The organism is Pseudomonas sp. NPDC089392 (genome assembly GCF_044749595.1).
Lineage (GTDB): Bacteria > Pseudomonadota > Gammaproteobacteria > Pseudomonadales > Pseudomonadaceae > Aquipseudomonas.
In genome coordinates this window covers 251,450-267,804 of record NZ_JBIVIF010000004.1, presented here as the reverse complement: position 1 = coordinate 267,804, position 16,355 = coordinate 251,450, and the positions used below count along the sequence as shown (strand labels likewise).

General features: G+C 63.0%; 18 protein-coding genes. 10 read left to right on the top strand and 8 right to left on the bottom strand.

All coding sequences use genetic code 11. The annotated features are described in order from the left end of the window. Nucleotides 1–65 precede the first annotated feature (65 nt). On the top strand, nucleotides 66–683 hold the full coding sequence (locus ACIP1G_RS06535; protein WP_201201723.1) for an FKBP-type peptidyl-prolyl cis-trans isomerase: 618 nt from the start codon (nucleotides 66–68) through the stop codon (nucleotides 681–683). Nucleotides 684–825: 142 nt separating this feature from the next. Here the strand turns inward: ACIP1G_RS06535 and ACIP1G_RS06530 are convergent, their stop codons facing one another. The 3 genes from ACIP1G_RS06530 to ACIP1G_RS06520 all read right to left on the bottom strand — a co-directional run bounded on the left by ACIP1G_RS06530 (nucleotide 826) and on the right by ACIP1G_RS06520 (nucleotide 2,654). Next, nucleotides 826–1,071 carry a hypothetical protein gene (locus ACIP1G_RS06530; RefSeq protein WP_003256316.1) on the bottom strand — a complete coding sequence of 82 codons (246 nt, stop codon included), beginning with the start codon at nucleotides 1,069–1,071 and terminating at the stop codon, nucleotides 826–828. A gap of 84 nt (nucleotides 1,072–1,155) precedes the next feature. Further along, nucleotides 1,156–1,497, bottom strand: coding sequence for a zinc ribbon domain-containing protein YjdM (locus ACIP1G_RS06525; RefSeq protein ID WP_346643356.1), 342 nt, complete (start codon nucleotides 1,495–1,497; stop codon nucleotides 1,156–1,158). Nucleotides 1,498–1,685: 188 nt separating this feature from the next. Continuing rightward, entirely contained in the window at nucleotides 1,686–2,654 is a 969-nt protein-coding gene (locus ACIP1G_RS06520) for a polyprenyl synthetase family protein (RefSeq protein WP_400734818.1), read from the bottom strand. Nucleotides 2,655–2,898: 244 nt separating this feature from the next. Between ACIP1G_RS06520 and rplU the strand changes: the two genes are divergently transcribed. From rplU to ACIP1G_RS06495, 5 genes are all read left to right on the top strand, one after another. Further along, nucleotides 2,899–3,213 (top strand): 50S ribosomal protein L21, encoded by a 315-nt coding sequence (gene rplU, locus ACIP1G_RS06515; RefSeq protein ID WP_003247466.1) that lies wholly within the window; start codon nucleotides 2,899–2,901, stop codon nucleotides 3,211–3,213. 38 nt (nucleotides 3,214–3,251) lie between these two features. Next, entirely contained in the window at nucleotides 3,252–3,509 is a 258-nt protein-coding gene (gene rpmA / locus ACIP1G_RS06510) for a 50S ribosomal protein L27 (protein WP_003247464.1), read from the top strand. Between the two features lie 188 nt (nucleotides 3,510–3,697). Beyond that, nucleotides 3,698–4,924 carry an Obg family GTPase CgtA gene (cgtA, locus tag ACIP1G_RS06505; protein WP_132846718.1) on the top strand — a complete coding sequence of 409 codons (1,227 nt, stop codon included), beginning with the start codon at nucleotides 3,698–3,700 and terminating at the stop codon, nucleotides 4,922–4,924. A gap of 85 nt (nucleotides 4,925–5,009) precedes the next feature. Then, nucleotides 5,010–6,128 carry a glutamate 5-kinase gene (gene proB, locus ACIP1G_RS06500; protein WP_400734816.1) on the top strand — a complete coding sequence of 373 codons (1,119 nt, stop codon included), beginning with the start codon at nucleotides 5,010–5,012 and terminating at the stop codon, nucleotides 6,126–6,128. Between the two features lie 22 nt (nucleotides 6,129–6,150). Then, nucleotides 6,151–6,594, top strand: coding sequence for a CreA family protein (locus ACIP1G_RS06495; protein ID WP_085617292.1), 444 nt, complete (start codon nucleotides 6,151–6,153; stop codon nucleotides 6,592–6,594). 130 nt (nucleotides 6,595–6,724) lie between these two features. On the opposite strand, the gene mksF is transcribed toward ACIP1G_RS06495, so the two are convergent. Genes mksF through mksB form a run of 3 tightly spaced genes read right to left on the bottom strand, consistent with a single transcriptional unit; the run spans nucleotide 6,725 to nucleotide 11,542 of the window. Continuing rightward, nucleotides 6,725–9,559, bottom strand: coding sequence for an Mks condensin complex protein MksF (gene mksF / locus ACIP1G_RS06490; protein ID WP_400734814.1), 2,835 nt, complete (start codon nucleotides 9,557–9,559; stop codon nucleotides 6,725–6,727). Then, on the bottom strand, nucleotides 9,556–10,263 hold the full coding sequence (gene mksE / locus ACIP1G_RS06485) for an Mks condensin complex protein MksE (RefSeq protein WP_400734812.1): 708 nt from the start codon (nucleotides 10,261–10,263) through the stop codon (nucleotides 9,556–9,558). Before mksE ends, mksF begins: the two co-directional genes overlap by 4 nt. Next, the gene (mksB, locus tag ACIP1G_RS06480) at nucleotides 10,253–11,542 is read right to left on the bottom strand and encodes an Mks condensin complex protein MksB (RefSeq protein ID WP_400734811.1); all 1,290 of its coding nucleotides are present in this window, start codon (nucleotides 11,540–11,542) and stop codon (nucleotides 10,253–10,255) included. The genes mksE and mksB overlap by 11 nt, the downstream gene beginning before the upstream one ends. Nucleotides 11,543–11,827: 285 nt before the next feature. Here mksB and ACIP1G_RS06475 point away from each other — a divergent pair, with 285 nt between their 5' ends. From ACIP1G_RS06475 to can, 3 genes are read left to right on the top strand one after another with little or no spacing between them, the layout of a single operon-like run. Beyond that, nucleotides 11,828–12,607, top strand: coding sequence for an energy transducer TonB (locus ACIP1G_RS06475; RefSeq protein WP_400734809.1), 780 nt, complete (start codon nucleotides 11,828–11,830; stop codon nucleotides 12,605–12,607). After that, entirely contained in the window at nucleotides 12,604–13,059 is a 456-nt protein-coding gene (gene rimI / locus ACIP1G_RS06470; RefSeq protein WP_400734807.1) for a ribosomal protein S18-alanine N-acetyltransferase, read from the top strand. The genes ACIP1G_RS06475 and rimI overlap by 4 nt, the downstream gene beginning before the upstream one ends. A 52-nt stretch (nucleotides 13,060–13,111) precedes the next feature. Continuing rightward, nucleotides 13,112–13,750, top strand: coding sequence for a carbonate dehydratase (gene can, locus ACIP1G_RS06465; RefSeq protein ID WP_400734806.1), 639 nt, complete (start codon nucleotides 13,112–13,114; stop codon nucleotides 13,748–13,750). A gap of 55 nt (nucleotides 13,751–13,805) precedes the next feature. On the opposite strand, the gene ACIP1G_RS06460 is transcribed toward can, so the two are convergent. Beyond that, nucleotides 13,806–14,495 carry an NYN domain-containing protein gene (locus ACIP1G_RS06460; RefSeq protein WP_400734805.1) on the bottom strand — a complete coding sequence of 230 codons (690 nt, stop codon included), beginning with the start codon at nucleotides 14,493–14,495 and terminating at the stop codon, nucleotides 13,806–13,808. Between the two features lie 281 nt (nucleotides 14,496–14,776). On the opposite strand from ACIP1G_RS06460, the gene ACIP1G_RS06455 reads away from it, so the two are divergent. After that, the gene (locus tag ACIP1G_RS06455; protein WP_400734803.1) at nucleotides 14,777–15,361 is read left to right on the top strand and encodes a D-Ala-D-Ala carboxypeptidase family metallohydrolase; all 585 of its coding nucleotides are present in this window, start codon (nucleotides 14,777–14,779) and stop codon (nucleotides 15,359–15,361) included. On the opposite strand, the gene ACIP1G_RS06450 is transcribed toward ACIP1G_RS06455, so the two are convergent. Next, nucleotides 15,301–16,218, bottom strand: coding sequence for a LysR substrate-binding domain-containing protein (locus ACIP1G_RS06450; protein WP_400734802.1), 918 nt, complete (start codon nucleotides 16,216–16,218; stop codon nucleotides 15,301–15,303). The two genes, ACIP1G_RS06455 and ACIP1G_RS06450, sit on opposite strands and share 61 nt — an antisense overlap. Nucleotides 16,219–16,355 lie beyond the last annotated feature (137 nt).

Here is a 16,355-nt window from a genome sequence, read left to right as displayed (position 1 = left end):
TGCTAGGCTGCTCGCCCTTTTCATCAAGGGCGCGGCTGCACTGCGCCCTGCAGTGGAGCACGACAATGTCCGAACTCAACCTGTCCACCGACGAAACCCGCGTCAGCTACGGCATCGGCCGTCAGCTGGGCGGCCAACTGCGCGACAACCCACCACCAGGCGTCAGCCTGGAAGCCATCCTGGCTGGCCTGACCGACGCCTTCAACGGCGCCGACAGCCGCGTCAGCGAAGCCGACCTGTCGGCCAGCTTCAAGGTCATCCGTGACGTGATGCAAGCTGAAGCTGCTGCCAAGGCCGAAGCCGCTGCCGGTGCTGGCAAGGAATTCCTGGCCGAAAACGCCAAGCGTGAAGGCATCACCACCCTGGCTTCGGGCCTGCAGTTCGAAGTACTGACCGCCGGTGAAGGCGCCAAGCCGACCCGCGAAGACAACGTGCGCACGCACTACCACGGCACCCTGATCGACGGTACCGTGTTCGACAGCTCCTACGAGCGTGGCCAGCCGGCTGAATTCCCGGTTGGTGGCGTGATTGCTGGCTGGACCGAAGCCCTGCAGCTGATGAACGCTGGCAGCAAATGGCGCCTGTACGTGCCGAGCGAGCTGGCCTACGGCGCCCAAGGCGTTGGCAGCATCCCGCCGCACAGCGTACTGGTGTTCGACGTCGAGCTGCTCGACGTTCTGTAATGCCCCCGGGGCCGCTTTGCGGCCCATTCGCGGCGGTTCGACGCCTCGATAAACCCGCTCCTACAACGAGACGCGTTGCCCAATGGGTATGCGTACCCCTGTAGGAGCGGGTTTACCCGCGAAGAGGCCGGCCCTGCTGGCCTCAATTCCAATCCGTTCCCCCAGGGCGCAACGCCCGCGCATAGCAGAACAGAAACAGGTTCCGTACCAGCTCCTTGAGCACCCCCGGTTCACTCGAATTCAGCCCGCTCATGTCCAGGTCACCCTGGTCACGCAGCTCGTCGAGCGCTTCTTCTTCAAGCACCGCGCACACTTCACCGGTTTCGCGATGAAGGATGCGCAGGTAGGGGTGAGGGCGGTCCAGCCAGGCGTCGATCAGATAAGTCATGGCTATTCTCCTTGGATAGCAGTTCCAATGAGAATAATTCTTATTACCAGAATAGCAAGCGCCAATTGCCGGATTTTTGTGTAATCAGACTTTGCGTACGAACTCGGACTTCAGCTTCATGGCGCCGATGCCGTCGATTTTGCAGTCGATGTCGTGGTCGCCGTCGCACAGGCGGATGTTCTTGACCTTGGTGCCCACCTTGACCACCAGGGACGAACCCTTGACCTTGAGGTCCTTGATTACAGTGACGGTGTCGCCGTCCTGCAGGATGTTGCCGACCGAGTCCTTCTTCACCAGCTCATCGCTGGCCGCCTCGGCGTCGCCGCTGGCCGACCACTCATGGGCGCACTCAGGGCAGATCAGCTGAGTGCCATCCTCATAGGTGTATTCGGAGTTGCATTTTGGGCAGGGTGGCAGAGTGCTCACTTCGGTTCCTCAAACAAACAGACGGGCGGTTAAGAGCCCACATTGTAAAAGGTATTTTTCCTGAAGGGATTATGTCCGGACAAAAAGCTTCGCGGGTAAACCCGCTCCTACAGGCTTCGCGCTACCTTTGCGGATTGCGCTAGCCCTGTAGGAGCGGGTTTACCCGCGAATGAAGGCGACTCGGTCTGTCAGTGCGTACGCGCCACCGCAAACTCGCTCAGCTCAACCAGCGCATCGCGGTATTCGCTGGCCGGCAGCACTTCCAGGCAGGCAATGGCCCGTTTCACATAGTCACGCGCCAGCTCTGCGGTGTACTTCAGCGCCCCCGACTCTTCGACCGCCACGCGAATCTGCTCCAGGTCCTCCAGGCCACCCTTCTGGATCGCCTGGCGCACCAGCGCAGCCTGTTCGGCGGTGCCTTCGCGCATGGTGTAGATCAGTGGCAGGGTAGGCTTGCCTTCGGCCAGGTCGTCACCGACGTTCTTGCCCAGGGTCTGCGAGTCGCCCTTGTAGTCCAGCAGGTCGTCGACCAGCTGGAAGGCCACGCCCAGGTGGTCACCAAAGGTGCGCAGGGCTTCACGCTGCTCTTCGCTGGCTTCGGCCAGCGCGGCGGCGCTGTGGGTCGAAGCTTCGAACAGCATTGCGGTCTTGCCGCGGATGACCTCCATGTAGATTTCCTCGGTGGTGCTGGCATCGCGTACCCGCGACAGCTGCAGCACTTCACCCTCGGCAATCACGCGGGTGGCCTTGGACAGAATCTGCATGACCGGCATCGAACCCAGTTCGACCATCATTTCGAACGAGCGCGAATAAAGGAAGTCGCCCACCAGCACGCTCGGCGCGTTGCCCCACAGGGCATTGGCGGTGGAGCGGCCACGGCGCATGCCGGACATGTCGACCACGTCGTCGTGCAGCAGGGTGGCGGTGTGCAGGAATTCGATGGTGGCGGCCAGCAGGCGCAGGTCGTCGCCTTCGCGGCCCAGGGCCTTGCCACACAGCAGTACCAGCAGGGGGCGCAGGCGCTTGCCACCGGCGGACGTGATATAGTCGCCGATCTTCGATACCAGCGGCACGCGCGAGGTCAGCTGCTTCTTGATGATCTCGTCGACGGCGCTGAAATCATCAGCCACCGCGCGGTAGAAGGTTTGGGGTTGCATCGGCTGCTCCAGTGAGGTTGCGCGGCATGCTAGGTCGCAGGTCCCGGTGTGTCAAGGCGCGGTGCCGGCTGGCCGGGGGCGGTACTTGCAAGCAAAACCGCGGTTGCGTACAATCGCGCACCCTAACTTCCTGGGCAGCACCTGCCTTACGCAATTGCACCGGGCCGTTCCAGCCCTGTGCAGCCATGCCAGCCAATACTCATCATATAAAGCGCTGGGTGAGCAGGATTATCGGAGAAATACCATGTCTTACGCAGTAATCGTTACCGGCGGCAAGCAGTACAAAGTCGCTGAAGGTGAATTCCTCAAGATCGAAAAACTGGAAGTCGCCACTGGCGAATCCGTGACCTTCGATCGCGTTCTGCTGGTCGCCAACGGTGAAGAAGTCACCATCGGTGCTCCAGTTGTTGCTGGCGCTAAAGTAGTGGCCGAAGTCGTTTCGCAAGGCCGCCACGACAAGGTTCGCATCATCAAGTTCCGTCGTCGTAAGCACCACATGAAGCGTATGGGCCACCGCCAGTGGTTCACCGAGATCAAAATCACCGGCATCCAGGCTTAATCCCCTAGATCCCCTGAATTTATTTGGAGAATTGAACCATGGCTCACAAGAAGGCTGGTGGTAGTACTCGTAACGGTCGCGACTCAGAATCTAAACGCCTTGGCGTGAAGATGTATGGCGGCCAGGTTATCAAGCCAGGCAACATCATCGTCCGTCAGCGCGGCACCGAGTTCCACGCTGGCTACGGCGTTGGCATGGGCAAGGACCACACCTTGTTCGCCAAGATCGAAGGCGTGATCAAGTTCGAGAAGAAAGGCGAGTTCATGCGCCGTTACGTGAGCATCGTCGCCGCTTAATCGCGACGTCGCTCCAGAAGCCCCGTCATGCGACGGGGCTTTTTCGTTTGTGGTGAGCCTCTTGCAAAGCTGTTTGTCTGGGTTGCCGGCGTTGGTTTCTACGGTCGTACGGGGCCGCCGCGCTCATTTTTGCAAGAGCCTCATGTTTTTGAGTCATTCAGCTCGTCTACCGACGAGAGGCGGTTTTAATGAAGTTTGTTGACGAAGTATCGATTCGGGTCAAGGCCGGTGACGGCGGCAACGGTTGCATGAGCTTCCGTCGCGAAAAATTCATCGAGAACGGTGGCCCCAACGGCGGTGACGGTGGTGACGGCGGCTCGGTGTACATGGTCGCCGACGAAAACCTGAACACCCTGGTCGACTACCGCTACACCCGTCACCACGAAGCCCAGCGCGGCTCCAATGGCGGCAGCACCGACTGCACCGGCAAGAAGGGTGAAGACCTGTTCCTGCGCGTACCGGTCGGCACCACCGTGATCGATGCTTCCACCCAGGAAGTGATCGGTGACCTGGTCACCCCGGGCCAGAAGCTGATGGTCGCCCAAGGCGGCTGGCACGGCCTGGGCAACACCCGTTTCAAGTCCAGCACCAACCGTGCGCCGCGCCAGACCACCCCAGGCAAGCCGGGTGACCAGCGCGACCTGAAGATGGAAATGAAAGTGCTGGCCGACGTTGGCCTGCTGGGCCTGCCAAACGCCGGCAAGAGCACCTTCATCCGCTCGGTCTCGGCCGCCAAGCCGAAAGTGGCCGACTACCCGTTCACCACCCTGGTGCCAAACCTGGGCGTGGTCAGTGTCGACCGTTGGAAAAGCTTCGTCATCGCCGACATCCCTGGCCTGATCGAAGGTGCATCCGACGGTGCCGGCCTGGGTATCCGCTTCCTCAAGCACCTGGCGCGTACCCGCGTACTGCTGCACCTGGTGGACATCGCGCCGCTGGACGAAAGCAGCCCGGCCGATGCCGCCGAAGTGATCGTCAACGAGCTGACCCGCTTCAGCCCGTCGCTGGCCGAGCGTGAGCGCTGGCTGGTGCTGAACAAGTCGGATATGGTCATGGACGACGAGCGCGATGAGCGCGTTCAGGAAGTGATCGACCGCCTGGAGTGGGAAGGCCCGGTCTACGTGATTTCGGCTATCTCCAAGCAGGGTACCGACAAGCTCAGCCACGACCTGATGCGCTACCTTGAAGACCGCGCCGACCGCCTGGCCAACGACCCGGCCTATGCCGAAGAGCTGGCCGACCTCGACCAGCGCATCGAAGACGAAGCCCGTGCCCAGCTGCAGGCCCTGGACGACGCGCGTACCCTGCGTCGCACCGGCGTCAAGAGCGTGCACGACATCGGCGACGATGACGGTTGGGACGATGATTTCGAGGACGACGAAGACGGCCCGGAAATCATTTACGTGCGCGACTGATCGGTTGCAGTACACTAAACGCCGCTCTTTGGAGCGGCGTTTTTGTATCCACGGTATCTATAGATTCGACATAGGTTGGAAGAAGATGCGAAGCAAGGTGACGGGCGCCAAGCGCTGGGTCGTGAAGATTGGCAGTGCTCTGCTGACCGCCGATGGCAAGGGCCTCGACCGCGGTGCCATGGCCGTTTGGGTCGAGCAGATGGTCGCGCTGCGTGAGGCTGGCGTGGAGTTGGTACTGGTCTCTTCCGGGGCTGTGGCTGCCGGCATGAGCCAGCTGGGCTGGACGTCGCGACCGAGCGCGATGAACGAGCTGCAGGCGGCTGCTTCGATCGGCCAGATGCGCCTGGTGCAGGCCTGGGAATCGAGCTTTGGTGAGCACGGCAAGCACACCGCGCAGATCCTGCTGACCCATGACGACCTGTCCGACCGCAAGCGTTACCTGAATGCCCGCAGCACCCTGCGTACCCTGGTCGACCTGGGCGTGGTGCCGGTGATCAACGAAAACGACACCGTGGTCACCGACGAAATCCGCTTCGGCGACAACGACACCCTGGCGGCGCTGGTGGCCAACCTGGTCGAGGCCGACCTGCTGGTGATCCTTACCGACCGCGATGGCATGTTCGACGCCGACCCGCGCAACAACCCCGAAGCCCAGCTGATCTACGAAGCCCGTGCCGACGACCCGGCGCTGGATGCCGTGGCCGGTGGTACCGGTGGTGCACTGGGCCGTGGCGGCATGCAGACCAAGCTGCGCGCCGCACGCCTGGCCGCCCGTTCCGGCGCCCACACCATCATCATCGGTGGCCGTATCGAGCGTGTGCTGGACCGCCTGAAGGCGGGCGAGCGCCTGGGTACCCTGTTGTCGCCCGAGCGCGGCATGCTCGCTGCGCGCAAGCAGTGGCTGGCCGGCCACCTGCAAACCCGTGGCACCCTGGTGCTGGACGCAGGTGCCGTACAGGCCCTGCGCCAGGCCAACAAGAGCCTGCTGCCGGTGGGCGTGAAGACCGTGCAGGGCAGCTTCCGCCGTGGCGAGATGGTGGTGTGCGTCGGCCCGGACGGTGTTGAAGTGGCACGCGGCCTGGCCAACTACAGCGCCCTGGAGGCGCAGAAGATCATCGGCCAGCCGTCGGATGCCATCGAAAGCACCCTGGGCTACATCGCGGAGCCAGAGCTGGTGCACCGCGACAACCTGGTTCTGGTCTGAGGGCGCACTTGTGTTGAAAAGGATGATTGCCGTAGCAGCATTGGCCTTGCCGATGCTGGCCGGGGCCGAGGAAATCGGCCAGGTGTCCACCGTGTTCAAGTTCCTCGGGCCGAACGACCGTATTGTGGTCGAGGCGTTCGACGACCCCAAGGTCGAGGGGGTGACCTGCTACCTGTCGCGGGCGAAGACTGGCGGCGTGAAGGGTGGGTTGGGGTTGGCGGAAGATCGGGCGGAGGCGTCGATTGCCTGCCGTCAGGTCGGGCCGATCAACTTCAAGGGTGAGCTGAAGGATGGCGAGGAAGTGTTCAAGGAGCGCACCTCGCTGGTGTTCAAGACCATGCAGGTGGTGCGTTTCCTCGACAAGAAGCGCAATACGCTGGTGTACCTGGTGTACAGCGACCGCATGATCGAAGGCAGCCCGCAGAATGCGGTGACGGCGATTCCGATTTTGCCTTGGGCTCACTGATAGCCTGGTAGATCGCCGGGAGGCCTTCGGCCTCCATTCGCGGGTGAACCCGCTCCTACACTGTTACGCAATTCCTTGTAGGAGCGGGTTTACCCGCGAAGGGCCGCAAAGCGGCCCCATTACACCGATATCAGGCCAGTTCCTCGGCCTGATGATCCTCACGCACAACCGCCTTCACCTCATCCAGCCGGCTGATGAACTTCCAGTCCGCCTCGTCGATGTAGATGCCATTCGGCCCGCTACCACCTTCCAGGTCGATCGCCACACGCGCCGATACCTGCGGCTTCACGCTCGCCAGAATCGGCACGAAGCCCAGCTGCAAGCTGGTTTCCAGCAGTGCAGCCTGGTTGCGTTCGTCGATGTCAGCCGCTTCGTCCAGGTAGTACGGCAGGCGAATGCGCCCGGCCAGGTCACGGTCCATCAGGTGCAGCAACAAGTACATGTTGGTCAGCGCCTTGATGGTCATGGTGGTACCGTTGGACGCCGCGCCGTCGATGTCGGCGTGGATGATCGGCTGGCCGTTGACCTTGGTAATCTCGAACGCCAGCTCGAACAGGTCCTTCAGGCCCAGCTGGTTGTGGTTGGCCGCCACCAGCCGCGCCAGGTACTCCTTGGCCTCTTCGTTCTTGTTGTCCTGATCGGCGCTCTGGGTCAGGTCGAACACCGACAGGGTTTCGCCTTCTTCATACTGGCCGGCACTGTGGATGATCTGGTCGATGTGCTTGAGCGCTTCCTTGTTCGGCGCCAGCACCACACGGAAGCTTTCCAGGTTGGACACCTGGCGCTTGTTGATCTCGCGGTTGAACAGGGCCAGCTGGTGTTCGAGGCTGTCATAGTCGCTGCGGATGTTGCGCAGGGTACGGGCGATGTCGGTGACCGCGGCGCGGCGGGCCTTGGCCAGGGTCAGGGCTTCGTCGGTGCGGTGCGCGTAGGCGTTTACCAGCAGCTGCAGGCGGCGCTCCATGTCGTCTTCGCTGTCGAACTTGGCCACGCCTTTCAGGCGTACCTGGGCGTACAGCGCCTCGATCTGGTTGTCGACGCGCTGCAGGCCTTGCCAGCTGTCCTGGTAGTCGTTGAGCAGCGGCAGCAGGTTGTCCATCGAGTCGTCGATGGCTTCCATGAACGGCGTACCGTAGGGCAGGTCGGTCGGCAACAGCTGACGACGGCGCAGGGCATCTTCCAGGGTGCGCTGCTTGGACTCGAGGTCGCCGATCTGGCGGCCGACCAACTGCAGCTTGGCCGACAGTTGCTGGACGCGCTCGGTGAAGGCGTCGCTGGAGCGTTTGAGTTCGTCCTGGGCGGCTTCCAGTTGCGACAGCTGCTCCAGCTTCTCAGGCTCTTCGGCGGCCAGGGTTTCGCTGCGGCGGAAGTCTTCCAGTGCCTTTTGCGCATCCAGCACCTGCTGGTACAGGGTTTCGGTCTGCGCCTTGGAGGCGGAGCGGTCGGCCGCTACGGCTTGTTGGGTCTTGAGCTGCTTCAGCTCTTTTTCCAGGCGCTCTTTCTGGTCGCGCAGGGCGGCGCGGTCGGCCAGCGCCTGCAGTGCCGGCGGGTCGATGTTGGTCAGGTCGATGGCCAGGCCCGGGGCTTCGAAACGCTCGCCCTTGAAGCCGTCGAGCACCGCTTCCAGCGATTTTACCCACAGGTCGCTGTCTTCCAGCTCGATGCCGCGGTCGCCCAGCGGCAGGCTGAACAGCGCGCCGTTGAACAGGCGCATCAGGCGGTCGACATCCTGCTGCGAGAATTCTTCGCGCAGGCGGGCGTAGCTGTTGTTGTCGGCGTGGTCGAGCTGCTGCTTGACCTGCTTCAGGCGTTTTTCCAGGTCGCGTACGCGCTCGTCGAGGTCTTCGGCGCTGAACTGCCGCGACTGGGCCAGGGCACCGGCCAGTTCGTCGTGGGCGTCTTTGGCTGCCAGCAGTTGCTGCTCCAGCACCTTGACGTCATCGACCAGGGCAAAGCGGTGCTTGAGCACCGACAGCTCGCCCAGCCAGCGCTGGATGCCGGTGATTTCACGCTCCAGGCGCATCAGCTCCTGGGTGCCGCCGCGCTGGTCGTTCTGCAGGCGGTCTTGCTCGCCACGGTAGTGCTCGGACTGGATGACCAGCTCTTCCTTGCGCGCCATGGCGTATTCCTGCCAGGTGCCCAGCAGGGTGTCGAGCACCGGCGAAATGCGGTGCAGCTTGCCGCGCAGGATGTCGCGCTGGGCCACACCACCGGCCAGGGCTTCGACCAGCGGGCCGGCAGCGACCAGGGCGTTGTAGTCCTGCTCCATGCGGCGCACGTCGCGGAAGGCTTCTTCGCAGGCGGCGATGTAGTCGACGCTGCCCGAGCGCAGGCTGTGCTCGAAGGCATCGAGGAACAGCTGTTTGAGCTTGGCTGCGGTGATTTCGCGCATGTGCAGCAGGTTGATGAACAGTGCGCGGAAGGTTTTAAGGCTTTGCTCGCTGGTGGAGCGCAGCGGGATCATGGTCAGGTCAAGCGGCACCGAGGTGTGGCCGCCAACCAGCAACCGGCGCAGTTCATCCGGCTTCAGCTCGTAGGCCTTGATCCCCAGGCGTTCAAGATTGGTGAACAGCTCTTTCTGGCGCAGGCAGGTGTCGTTCTTCTGGTAGTGGGCCAGGTCCAGTTCGCCTTTGTAGGCGAAGAACTGGTGGCCAAAACCGCCGCCCGGGCCGCGGCCGACCACACCGATTACGTGTGGGCCGTGGGGCAGGCTCAGTTCACAGAGAATGTACGAAGTGTCGCTGGCGAAGTAGAAGCGGCGCGACTGCTCCAGGCTGTACTTGCCGAAGCTCATGTCCGACATGCGCGCCAGGATCGGGAACTGCAGGGCGTTGATCGACGCCGATTTACCCAGGTTGTTTGCGCCGTACACCGACAGCGGGTGCTCCAGCGGGAACAGGCCAAGGCTGTAGCCGGCGGTGTTGAGCAATGCAAAGCGGCGGATGCCGTAGCGTTCCTGGCTCATGCGTCAATCTCCTGTTGCTCTTCGCGGATAGCCCGGGCCAGGGCATCCTCTTCGCTTTCCTCACCGTCGAAGGGCGTGAGGTCGAGCGGGTCGTCGGTGCGGTTGAGTTCTTCCGGGCTTTCTTCCACGACCAGTACCGGGGTTGGCAGCGGCAGGTCGCTGTGCAGGGTGGCGGCCAGGTCGCGGTCCTGCTGCACCGAAAGGCATACGTCGAGGAAGCGGTGCATCGGCGGCAGGAAGCGGTAGATGCCGCCTTCCTCATGGGCGAAGCCGAGCTGGGTCATACGGCGCAGGATTTTTTCTTCCAGCTCGTCCACGGTCTGCACTTCGGCCTGCAGGAACAGGTCGCGGTACTTGTCCAGCAACGAAGGCAGTTCATCGCGGCCGATGCTGCCGCCATCGAGCACGGCCATCGGGTCGCGGCCCTGGTCGGCCAGGTGCTCGACCAGGATGAAGGTGAACAGCGACAGGCGCTGCGCAGTCTTGTTGACCTGCGCGGCGGTCATGTCCGGCACGAAGTAGTAGAAACCACGGGTGTCGCACACCAACTCGAAGCCCAGGGCCTTGAACAGGGTGCGGTACTGGTCCTGGAAGTTCGACAGCTGCGCGTACAGTTCAGGGTCGCGGCGGCTGACGTGGAAGCCTTTGAACAGCTCGCGGAAGATCGGCGCGAGCTGGGACAGTTCGGAAAGATCAAGATGCATTGGCTGGGCTCGCGTTGGATTCTGGAGGCGTGCTGGCGGCGGCTTCGCGGCTGGAAGTCAGGCCGAACGAGCGCAGGCTGACCAGGTGCTCCTGGGTGGTGTATTCGCGGCGGTCGAGGCGTTCGCGCTTGAAGCGCTTTTCTCGAGACAGGCGCGAGAACCAGTACAGCAGTTCGTCGGTGGCGCCTTCGGGCTCCTGCTCCAGTAGCCAGCCCATCAGGTCGGGCAGCGGCAGGGCCTGCTCGCAGCGTTCGAGCATTTCCTTGACTGTGCGTGGCGCGCGCGGCGCTTCGCCGCCTTGCGGCTTATGCGCCTTGGGGAAGCGCGCCGGCTTGGGCTCGAAGCGGGCCAGGGCGTAAACGTAGGCTTCGACCTGGCTGGCACTGCCGAGGAAGGTGCTTTGCGGGCGGGTGAACATTGGCATGGCCGCTTGCGGTACGGCATCGATGCCTTTGCGCCGGATCACCGACAGGGCCAGCGCGGCGCCTCGGGTCACGGCGTTGTGCCGGCGGGCTTCTTCACGCAGCGGCAGCAGCAGTTCACGGGCGTGGCGCAAGGTCAGCTGGGCGCTGGTCTGCATTTCCAGGATGCGCGCGTGGGTGCGCAGCAACATGTCGTCGTCGACCAGGTGGCCCAGGCGTGCCTGCTCGCCGAGCAGCTTCAGCAGCACGGTCTCGACCTTGCGCACACCTTGTTCGAAGGCGCCGTCGGCGTTGACCAGCTGGATCATCGGCTCGACGTATTCGTCCCAGGTTGCCAGTACTTCGGCATAACGCTGGCGCAGCGGGATCTGGCGGTTGCTGGTCTTGGCCCGTTCGGCCACGGCCACCAGCGCCTGCTCGTCGTTGTCGAGCTTTTTCAGCACATCGCGCACGCGCATGTCGAGCAGGCGCAGCTGGCGTGCCAGGTCGTCACTGTCGCGGTTGTCGAAGGCGTCCTGGATGTGCCCGGCCAGGCGTTCCAGGTGGCGCAGGTAGGCCTCGATCTCCAGGCACAGGCCCAGCCGGTGTTCGCGGCGCAGGTAGGCGAGGAAGTCGTGGATCTGCGCGTTGAGCTCGAAACGGTTCGGGCTCTTGGCCACCGGGACCAGGATATCCAGGCGGATCCAGACGTCGAGCAGCTGGGTGATGTCCTGCGGGGTGCTCTCGACCTGCTGGCGGGCCACATGCTGGCGCAATTCGACCAGGCTCAGGGTGCCCTGGTCGAAACGCTCGCACAGCGGCTCGAGCAGGGCCCAGTGTTCGGCTAGGGCGCGCAGGACGCGCTTGGGTTCGATCATTGGCTTCGACTCGTTGCCAAGAAAAAGGGGGCGATTGTACTGCATCCGGGGGGGAGGATTTCACCCCTTGGTCTGTAATGAGAGATAACCTTTATTCCTGTAGGGGATTCACTGGCCTCTTCGCGGGTGAACCCGCTCCCACAGGTACTGCACAACGCCTTGTGGGAGCGGGTTCACCCGCGAAAGGGCCGGCACAGGCAACAAAAAACCGCCGACCAGTTGCGGCACTCGAATGCCAACAGCGTTAGAATGCCCAATTGCCTCCACCCCTCGGGACACCGCACCTTGCTCACCGAACCCCGTCGCCGCGCCTTCCTTTCCGCCATGCAAGTGGTGCATTGGCTGCCGCGCGCCGAACTGCCGTTCGCCGCACCGTCGCGGCCCGAGTTGCTGCTGCCGGTGGCGCCGGTCGAAGACATCGACTTCGACGTCCGCCCGGCACCCGCTGCCAACGACGCGCCAGCCGCCCCCCAGGCGCGCTCTGGCGAGCGACCGAAAATCGAAATCCCGCGCCCGGGCAGTGTGCCCAAACCCGCTGCCAAGCCCGTCGAAGCCGAGGAGCAGCCAGCGCCACCGCGCCCGGTCCCGCCGCCGCGCTTCTCGCTGCAACTGCTGCGCGCCGGCAGCTGCCTGCTGCTGGTGGAGCTGGCCACCGGCCAGCCGTTCCAGAGCCGCGACCCGTCCTACTTGCTGCTCAAGGACATGCTGCGCGCCGCAGGCCTGCCTGATGCCCCGCAGATTATCGGCGAGCCCGTGCGCTGGCCGCTGCTGGTGCGCGGCAACATGGACCAGGGCCCAGGGGCCGCGCGCGATTTTGTCCAGGGCTTTGTCCAGGCGCGCCTGGAAGACGCCCCGTGCACCTGCCTGTGGCTGGTCGGCCTGCCGGCGCTGCGCTTTGCCGCCAATGCCGACGGCGATGCTTATTACCAAACCCTGAAGCTCGATGGCCTGGGCGATGCCTGGGCCTTGCCGGGCCTTGAACTGTTGATGGACGAGCCGCAGCGCAAGGCGGACGTCTGGAAAGCCATGCGCCAGCTGATGGCGCGCTGGAAGAGCGTTGAATGAGTAACTCGATCAGCTTCCGCCCGATGACCGAGGCGGATCTGGATGCCGTGCTTAAGATCGAATACGCCGCGTTCAGTCATCCCTGGACCCGCGGGATCTTTCAGGATGCGCTCAAATCGTACGAAGTGTGGCTGATGTTCGACGGCCAGCAGCAGGTGGGCCATGGCGTGATCAACGTGATCATTGATGAGGCGCACCTGCTCAACATCACCGTCAAACCGGAAAACCAAGGCTGCGGCATGGGTCTGCGCCTGCTCGAGCACCTGATGGCCCGGGCCTACCAGCTCAATGGTCGCGAGTGCTTCCTGGAGGTGCGCGCCAGCAACCAGTCGGCCTATCGTTTGTACGAGCGCTACGGTTTCAACGAAATCGGCCGCCGCCGCGACTATTATCCGGTTGCCGGCGGCCGCGAAGATGCCCTGGTGATGGCCTGCACCCTGCTTGAGGATTGACCTTGCAGGGGCTGGCCCTGTCACGCAGGCAAACCCTGATGAGGCAATGACCATGCACGACCTGCAAGAGCTGATCGACAACAACGCCCGCTGGGCCGACGCGATCAACCAGCGCGACCCCGACTTTTTCGCCAAGCTGGCCCGCCAGCAAACGCCGGAGTTCCTCTGGATCGGCTGCTCCGATGCGCGCGTGCCGGCCAATGAAATCGTCGGCATGTTGCCGGGTGACCTGTTCGTCCACCGCAACGTTGCCAACGTGGTGCTGCACACCGACCTCAACTGCCTGTCGGTGATCCAGTACGCGGTGGAAGTGCTGAAAGTGCGGCACATCCTGGTGACCGGCCACTACGGTTGCGGTGGGGTGCGCGCCGCCATGCAGGACCGCCAGCTGGGCCTTATCGACGGCTGGCTGCGTTCGATTCGTGACCTGTATTACGAAAAGCGCGGCGAGCTGACCAAGCTGGACAGCGAAGAGGCCAGGGTCGACCGCCTGTGCGAGCTGAACGTCATCCAGCAGGTGGCCAACGTGGCCCATACCAGCATCGTGCAGAACGCCTGGCACCGTGGGCAGGAGCTGTCAGTGCATGGCTGCATCTATGGCATCAAGGATGGGCGTTGGAAGAGCCTGGATACCACCATCAGCGGCTTTGCCCAGTTGCCACCGCAGTACCGCTTGCGGGCCTTGGAGTAGTAGCTGTTCTGCTGGCATCTTCGCGATAGATCGGATTGCTCAGCGGCCCGCGCCATCACCAGTACGATGGTTTCAATGCTGGTCTTTTCTGGGTGGGCACCCGATCCGGAAACTGGTTGGAAGCCAGTTCTTCCTCGGTTACGACCTGGCGCATCCAGTGCGCTGTGTTTCTCAGCGAGCCCGGTAGCGTTCGCTTCATTCCTTCGCGATGCGGCAGGATCACGCCTAGCCGCAGATCCGGGAAATCTTCCTGTATGGCTCTCAAGGCGGGCGTCAGATCGGTATCAGCAGAGACCAGGACCAGTTGCTGGATACGCTCAGCCGCTGGAAGCTGAGCTTGTCGGGCTGCAAGCCGATACATGCTGATGGCAATGTGTACGTCCGTTTCCTTTTTTTCGAGTTTCCAGATGGGCACCTGGTCTAGCCTGGACGGTGGCGTTTCCTTGTTCACGAAGCGAGGCGCACAACGCGGCTCTAGTTGGTGCCGCCCGTAGTGCACGGTTACACCTTGCGCAATCAGTGCGCGCAGGTAGGTGTCCTGGGCTTCTTTGGAAAGGTTGCCGCGGCTGGCGAGTGATGGCTTTACGCCCGAGGTGAAAAAACTGATGGCCTTCAGTTCAGTGTCGGGTTGTTCGACGCGAATGATGTGCTTCAGTAAGGCAGGTAGGTTCAGCCACTTGTATCTTGTGCCTGCCACCAAGCCATAGAACACGTTGTAGCCATCTACAAAGCAGGCAGTACGCAAGGTTTTCTTTTCCCTGAAAACGAAAAAACCGGCACTAGGCCGGTTTTCTCACCCCAACAGCCAACGAATTTAATCATCGCGTACGGGGCTGAGTAGTGATTGGGATTATGCCACCATGGCTGGATCAGTCAATGAGCAGCAGGTGCCGACGAGCAGTGCAGGGCAATGATGGCTGACAATGGCCGGTCGTGGGGGGCTAATTGCTATGCAGTGTGTTTCCCGAGGTTGCACATGAAATGACCTGAAACATCAGTATCGATCCGTTGGACAGGAGCGCCGATATGAGCTGTGCAAGGTGGTGGTGGCTGATACTGAGTTTGGCGTTAGGCAAGGTGGCCCACGCCGACGAACGCGACCTGTGGATGTTCGCCCAGTGGGCTGGCGATCACCAAACGCGGCCCTTCCGTGAAATGCTGGTGGATGCCCGCCTTTATGGCGTGGTGCCGATTCACCAGCTGCTGCGCTCGGCCTCGGACTGGAAGCTGTGCCACGCGTCTCCCTTCGCCGTGCCTCCTGCAGCCAACTGGCCAGACGTACGCTCGACCCTCTCGCTGATCAAGACGCTCGACGACCAAGGCATCCTGCGCCAGTTCGAGGTGGTTTCGGCCTACCGCGACCCGCGCCTGAACGTCTGCGCCGGCGGGGCAGCCAACAGCGCCCATACCCGTGCCTTCGCCGTGGATATCCTGCTGCCGGCCTGGGCCGACCCCAACCCGCTGTGCCGCTTCTGGCAGCAGCATGGCCAGGCCTGGAACATGGGGCTGGGCCGCTATCCGTCAGGGCGGATTCATGTGGATACTGCCGGCTACCGCACCTGGGGTGGCGATGGCGGCGCCGGCTCGTCGTTTTGTATCAAGCCCAAATGAGCCAGGCAGCCTTGGCATTCGCTGATCACCCACTCGGCAAAACGCTGGCGCTTGCCGTCGTCATCCAGCGGTTGCGGGCTGAGCAGGTGATAGGCCGAGCCGTCGCGCACAAAGCCGAACGGCGCCTGCAACTGGCCGCTGTCGAGTTCGTCGCGCACCATCAGGGCTGAAGCCATGGCCAAGCCGAGGCCGGCACTGGCGGCCTGGATCGACAGGTAGAAGTGCTCGTAGTCGCTGCGTTCGCTGTGCCGGGCCTGTCGGCCGTTCAGGCGCAGCCAGGTGGGCCAGGCGCCGGGGCGGGTGGTGCTGTGTAGCAGGCGTTGGCCGTCAAGCTGGGCAGGGGAGGTGGGGTGGCACACCGGGCCGATCCATTCGTCGCAGACCTTCTGGTTGTAGAGCTGGCGGTCCCAGTGAAAATCGTCGCGGCGTATGGCCAGGTCGACACCGCTGCGGGCGAAGTCCAGCGGCCCACCTGCGGCCACCAGGTGCAACTGCAGGCCGGGGTGGGCAGCGTGGAAGCCGGGCAGGCGCGGGATTAACCAGCGCATGGCGATGGTCGGCTCGCAGGACAGCACCAGCACGTTGTCGTGGGCCTGCTGCTGCAAACTCTGCACGGCGTCTTCGAGCTGTTCGAAGATCGCCTGGGTGGTGCCCTGCAAGGCACGGCCGGCCGGAGTGAGGAAAATGGCCCGATTGCGGCGTTCGAACAGTTCCACGCCAAGGCTTTCTTCTAGCAGGCGCACCTGACGGCTGACCGCGCCGTGGGTGACGTGCAGGTGTTCGGCGGCGCGCACGAAACTTTCCGTTTGCGCGGCGATGTCGAAGTAGCGGAAGGCGTTCAGTGGCGGCAGTTTCATGGCATCCCTGTTTGTCTGTTCCGGCCTCTTCGCGGGTAAACCCGCTCCTACAGGTACAGCGCTGGCCAGGAGGCGTGTGATATCCCTGTAGGAGCGGGTTTACCCGCGAAGAGGCCAGCCCTGGCAATGCACATCTG

Excerpts from the sequence above, each read along its gene's own strand:
- ACIP1G_RS06535 (WP_201201723.1), top strand. The coding sequence starts at position 66 with ATGTCCGAACTCAACCTGTCCACCGACGAAACCCGCGTCAGCTACGGC.
- ACIP1G_RS06530 (WP_003256316.1), bottom strand. The coding sequence starts at position 1,071 with ATGACTTATCTGATCGACGCCTGGCTGGACCGCCCTCACCCCTACCTG.
- ACIP1G_RS06520 (WP_400734818.1), bottom strand. The coding sequence starts at position 2,654 with ATGCAACCCCAAACCTTCTACCGCGCGGTGGCTGATGATTTCAGCGCC.
- rplU (WP_003247466.1), top strand. The coding sequence starts at position 2,899 with ATGTCTTACGCAGTAATCGTTACCGGCGGCAAGCAGTACAAAGTCGCT.
- rpmA (WP_003247464.1), top strand. The coding sequence starts at position 3,252 with ATGGCTCACAAGAAGGCTGGTGGTAGTACTCGTAACGGTCGCGACTCA.
- cgtA (WP_132846718.1), top strand. The coding sequence starts at position 3,698 with ATGAAGTTTGTTGACGAAGTATCGATTCGGGTCAAGGCCGGTGACGGC.
- proB (WP_400734816.1), top strand. The coding sequence starts at position 5,010 with ATGCGAAGCAAGGTGACGGGCGCCAAGCGCTGGGTCGTGAAGATTGGC.
- ACIP1G_RS06495 (WP_085617292.1), top strand. The coding sequence starts at position 6,151 with ATGATTGCCGTAGCAGCATTGGCCTTGCCGATGCTGGCCGGGGCCGAG.
- mksF (WP_400734814.1), bottom strand. The coding sequence starts at position 9,559 with ATGAGCCAGGAACGCTACGGCATCCGCCGCTTTGCATTGCTCAACACC.
- mksE (WP_400734812.1), bottom strand. The coding sequence starts at position 10,263 with ATGCATCTTGATCTTTCCGAACTGTCCCAGCTCGCGCCGATCTTCCGC.
- mksB (WP_400734811.1), bottom strand. The coding sequence starts at position 11,542 with ATGATCGAACCCAAGCGCGTCCTGCGCGCCCTAGCCGAACACTGGGCC.
- rimI (WP_400734807.1), top strand. The coding sequence starts at position 12,604 with ATGAGTAACTCGATCAGCTTCCGCCCGATGACCGAGGCGGATCTGGAT.
- can (WP_400734806.1), top strand. The coding sequence starts at position 13,112 with ATGCACGACCTGCAAGAGCTGATCGACAACAACGCCCGCTGGGCCGAC.
- ACIP1G_RS06455 (WP_400734803.1), top strand. The coding sequence starts at position 14,777 with ATGAGCTGTGCAAGGTGGTGGTGGCTGATACTGAGTTTGGCGTTAGGC.
- ACIP1G_RS06450 (WP_400734802.1), bottom strand. The coding sequence starts at position 16,218 with ATGAAACTGCCGCCACTGAACGCCTTCCGCTACTTCGACATCGCCGCG.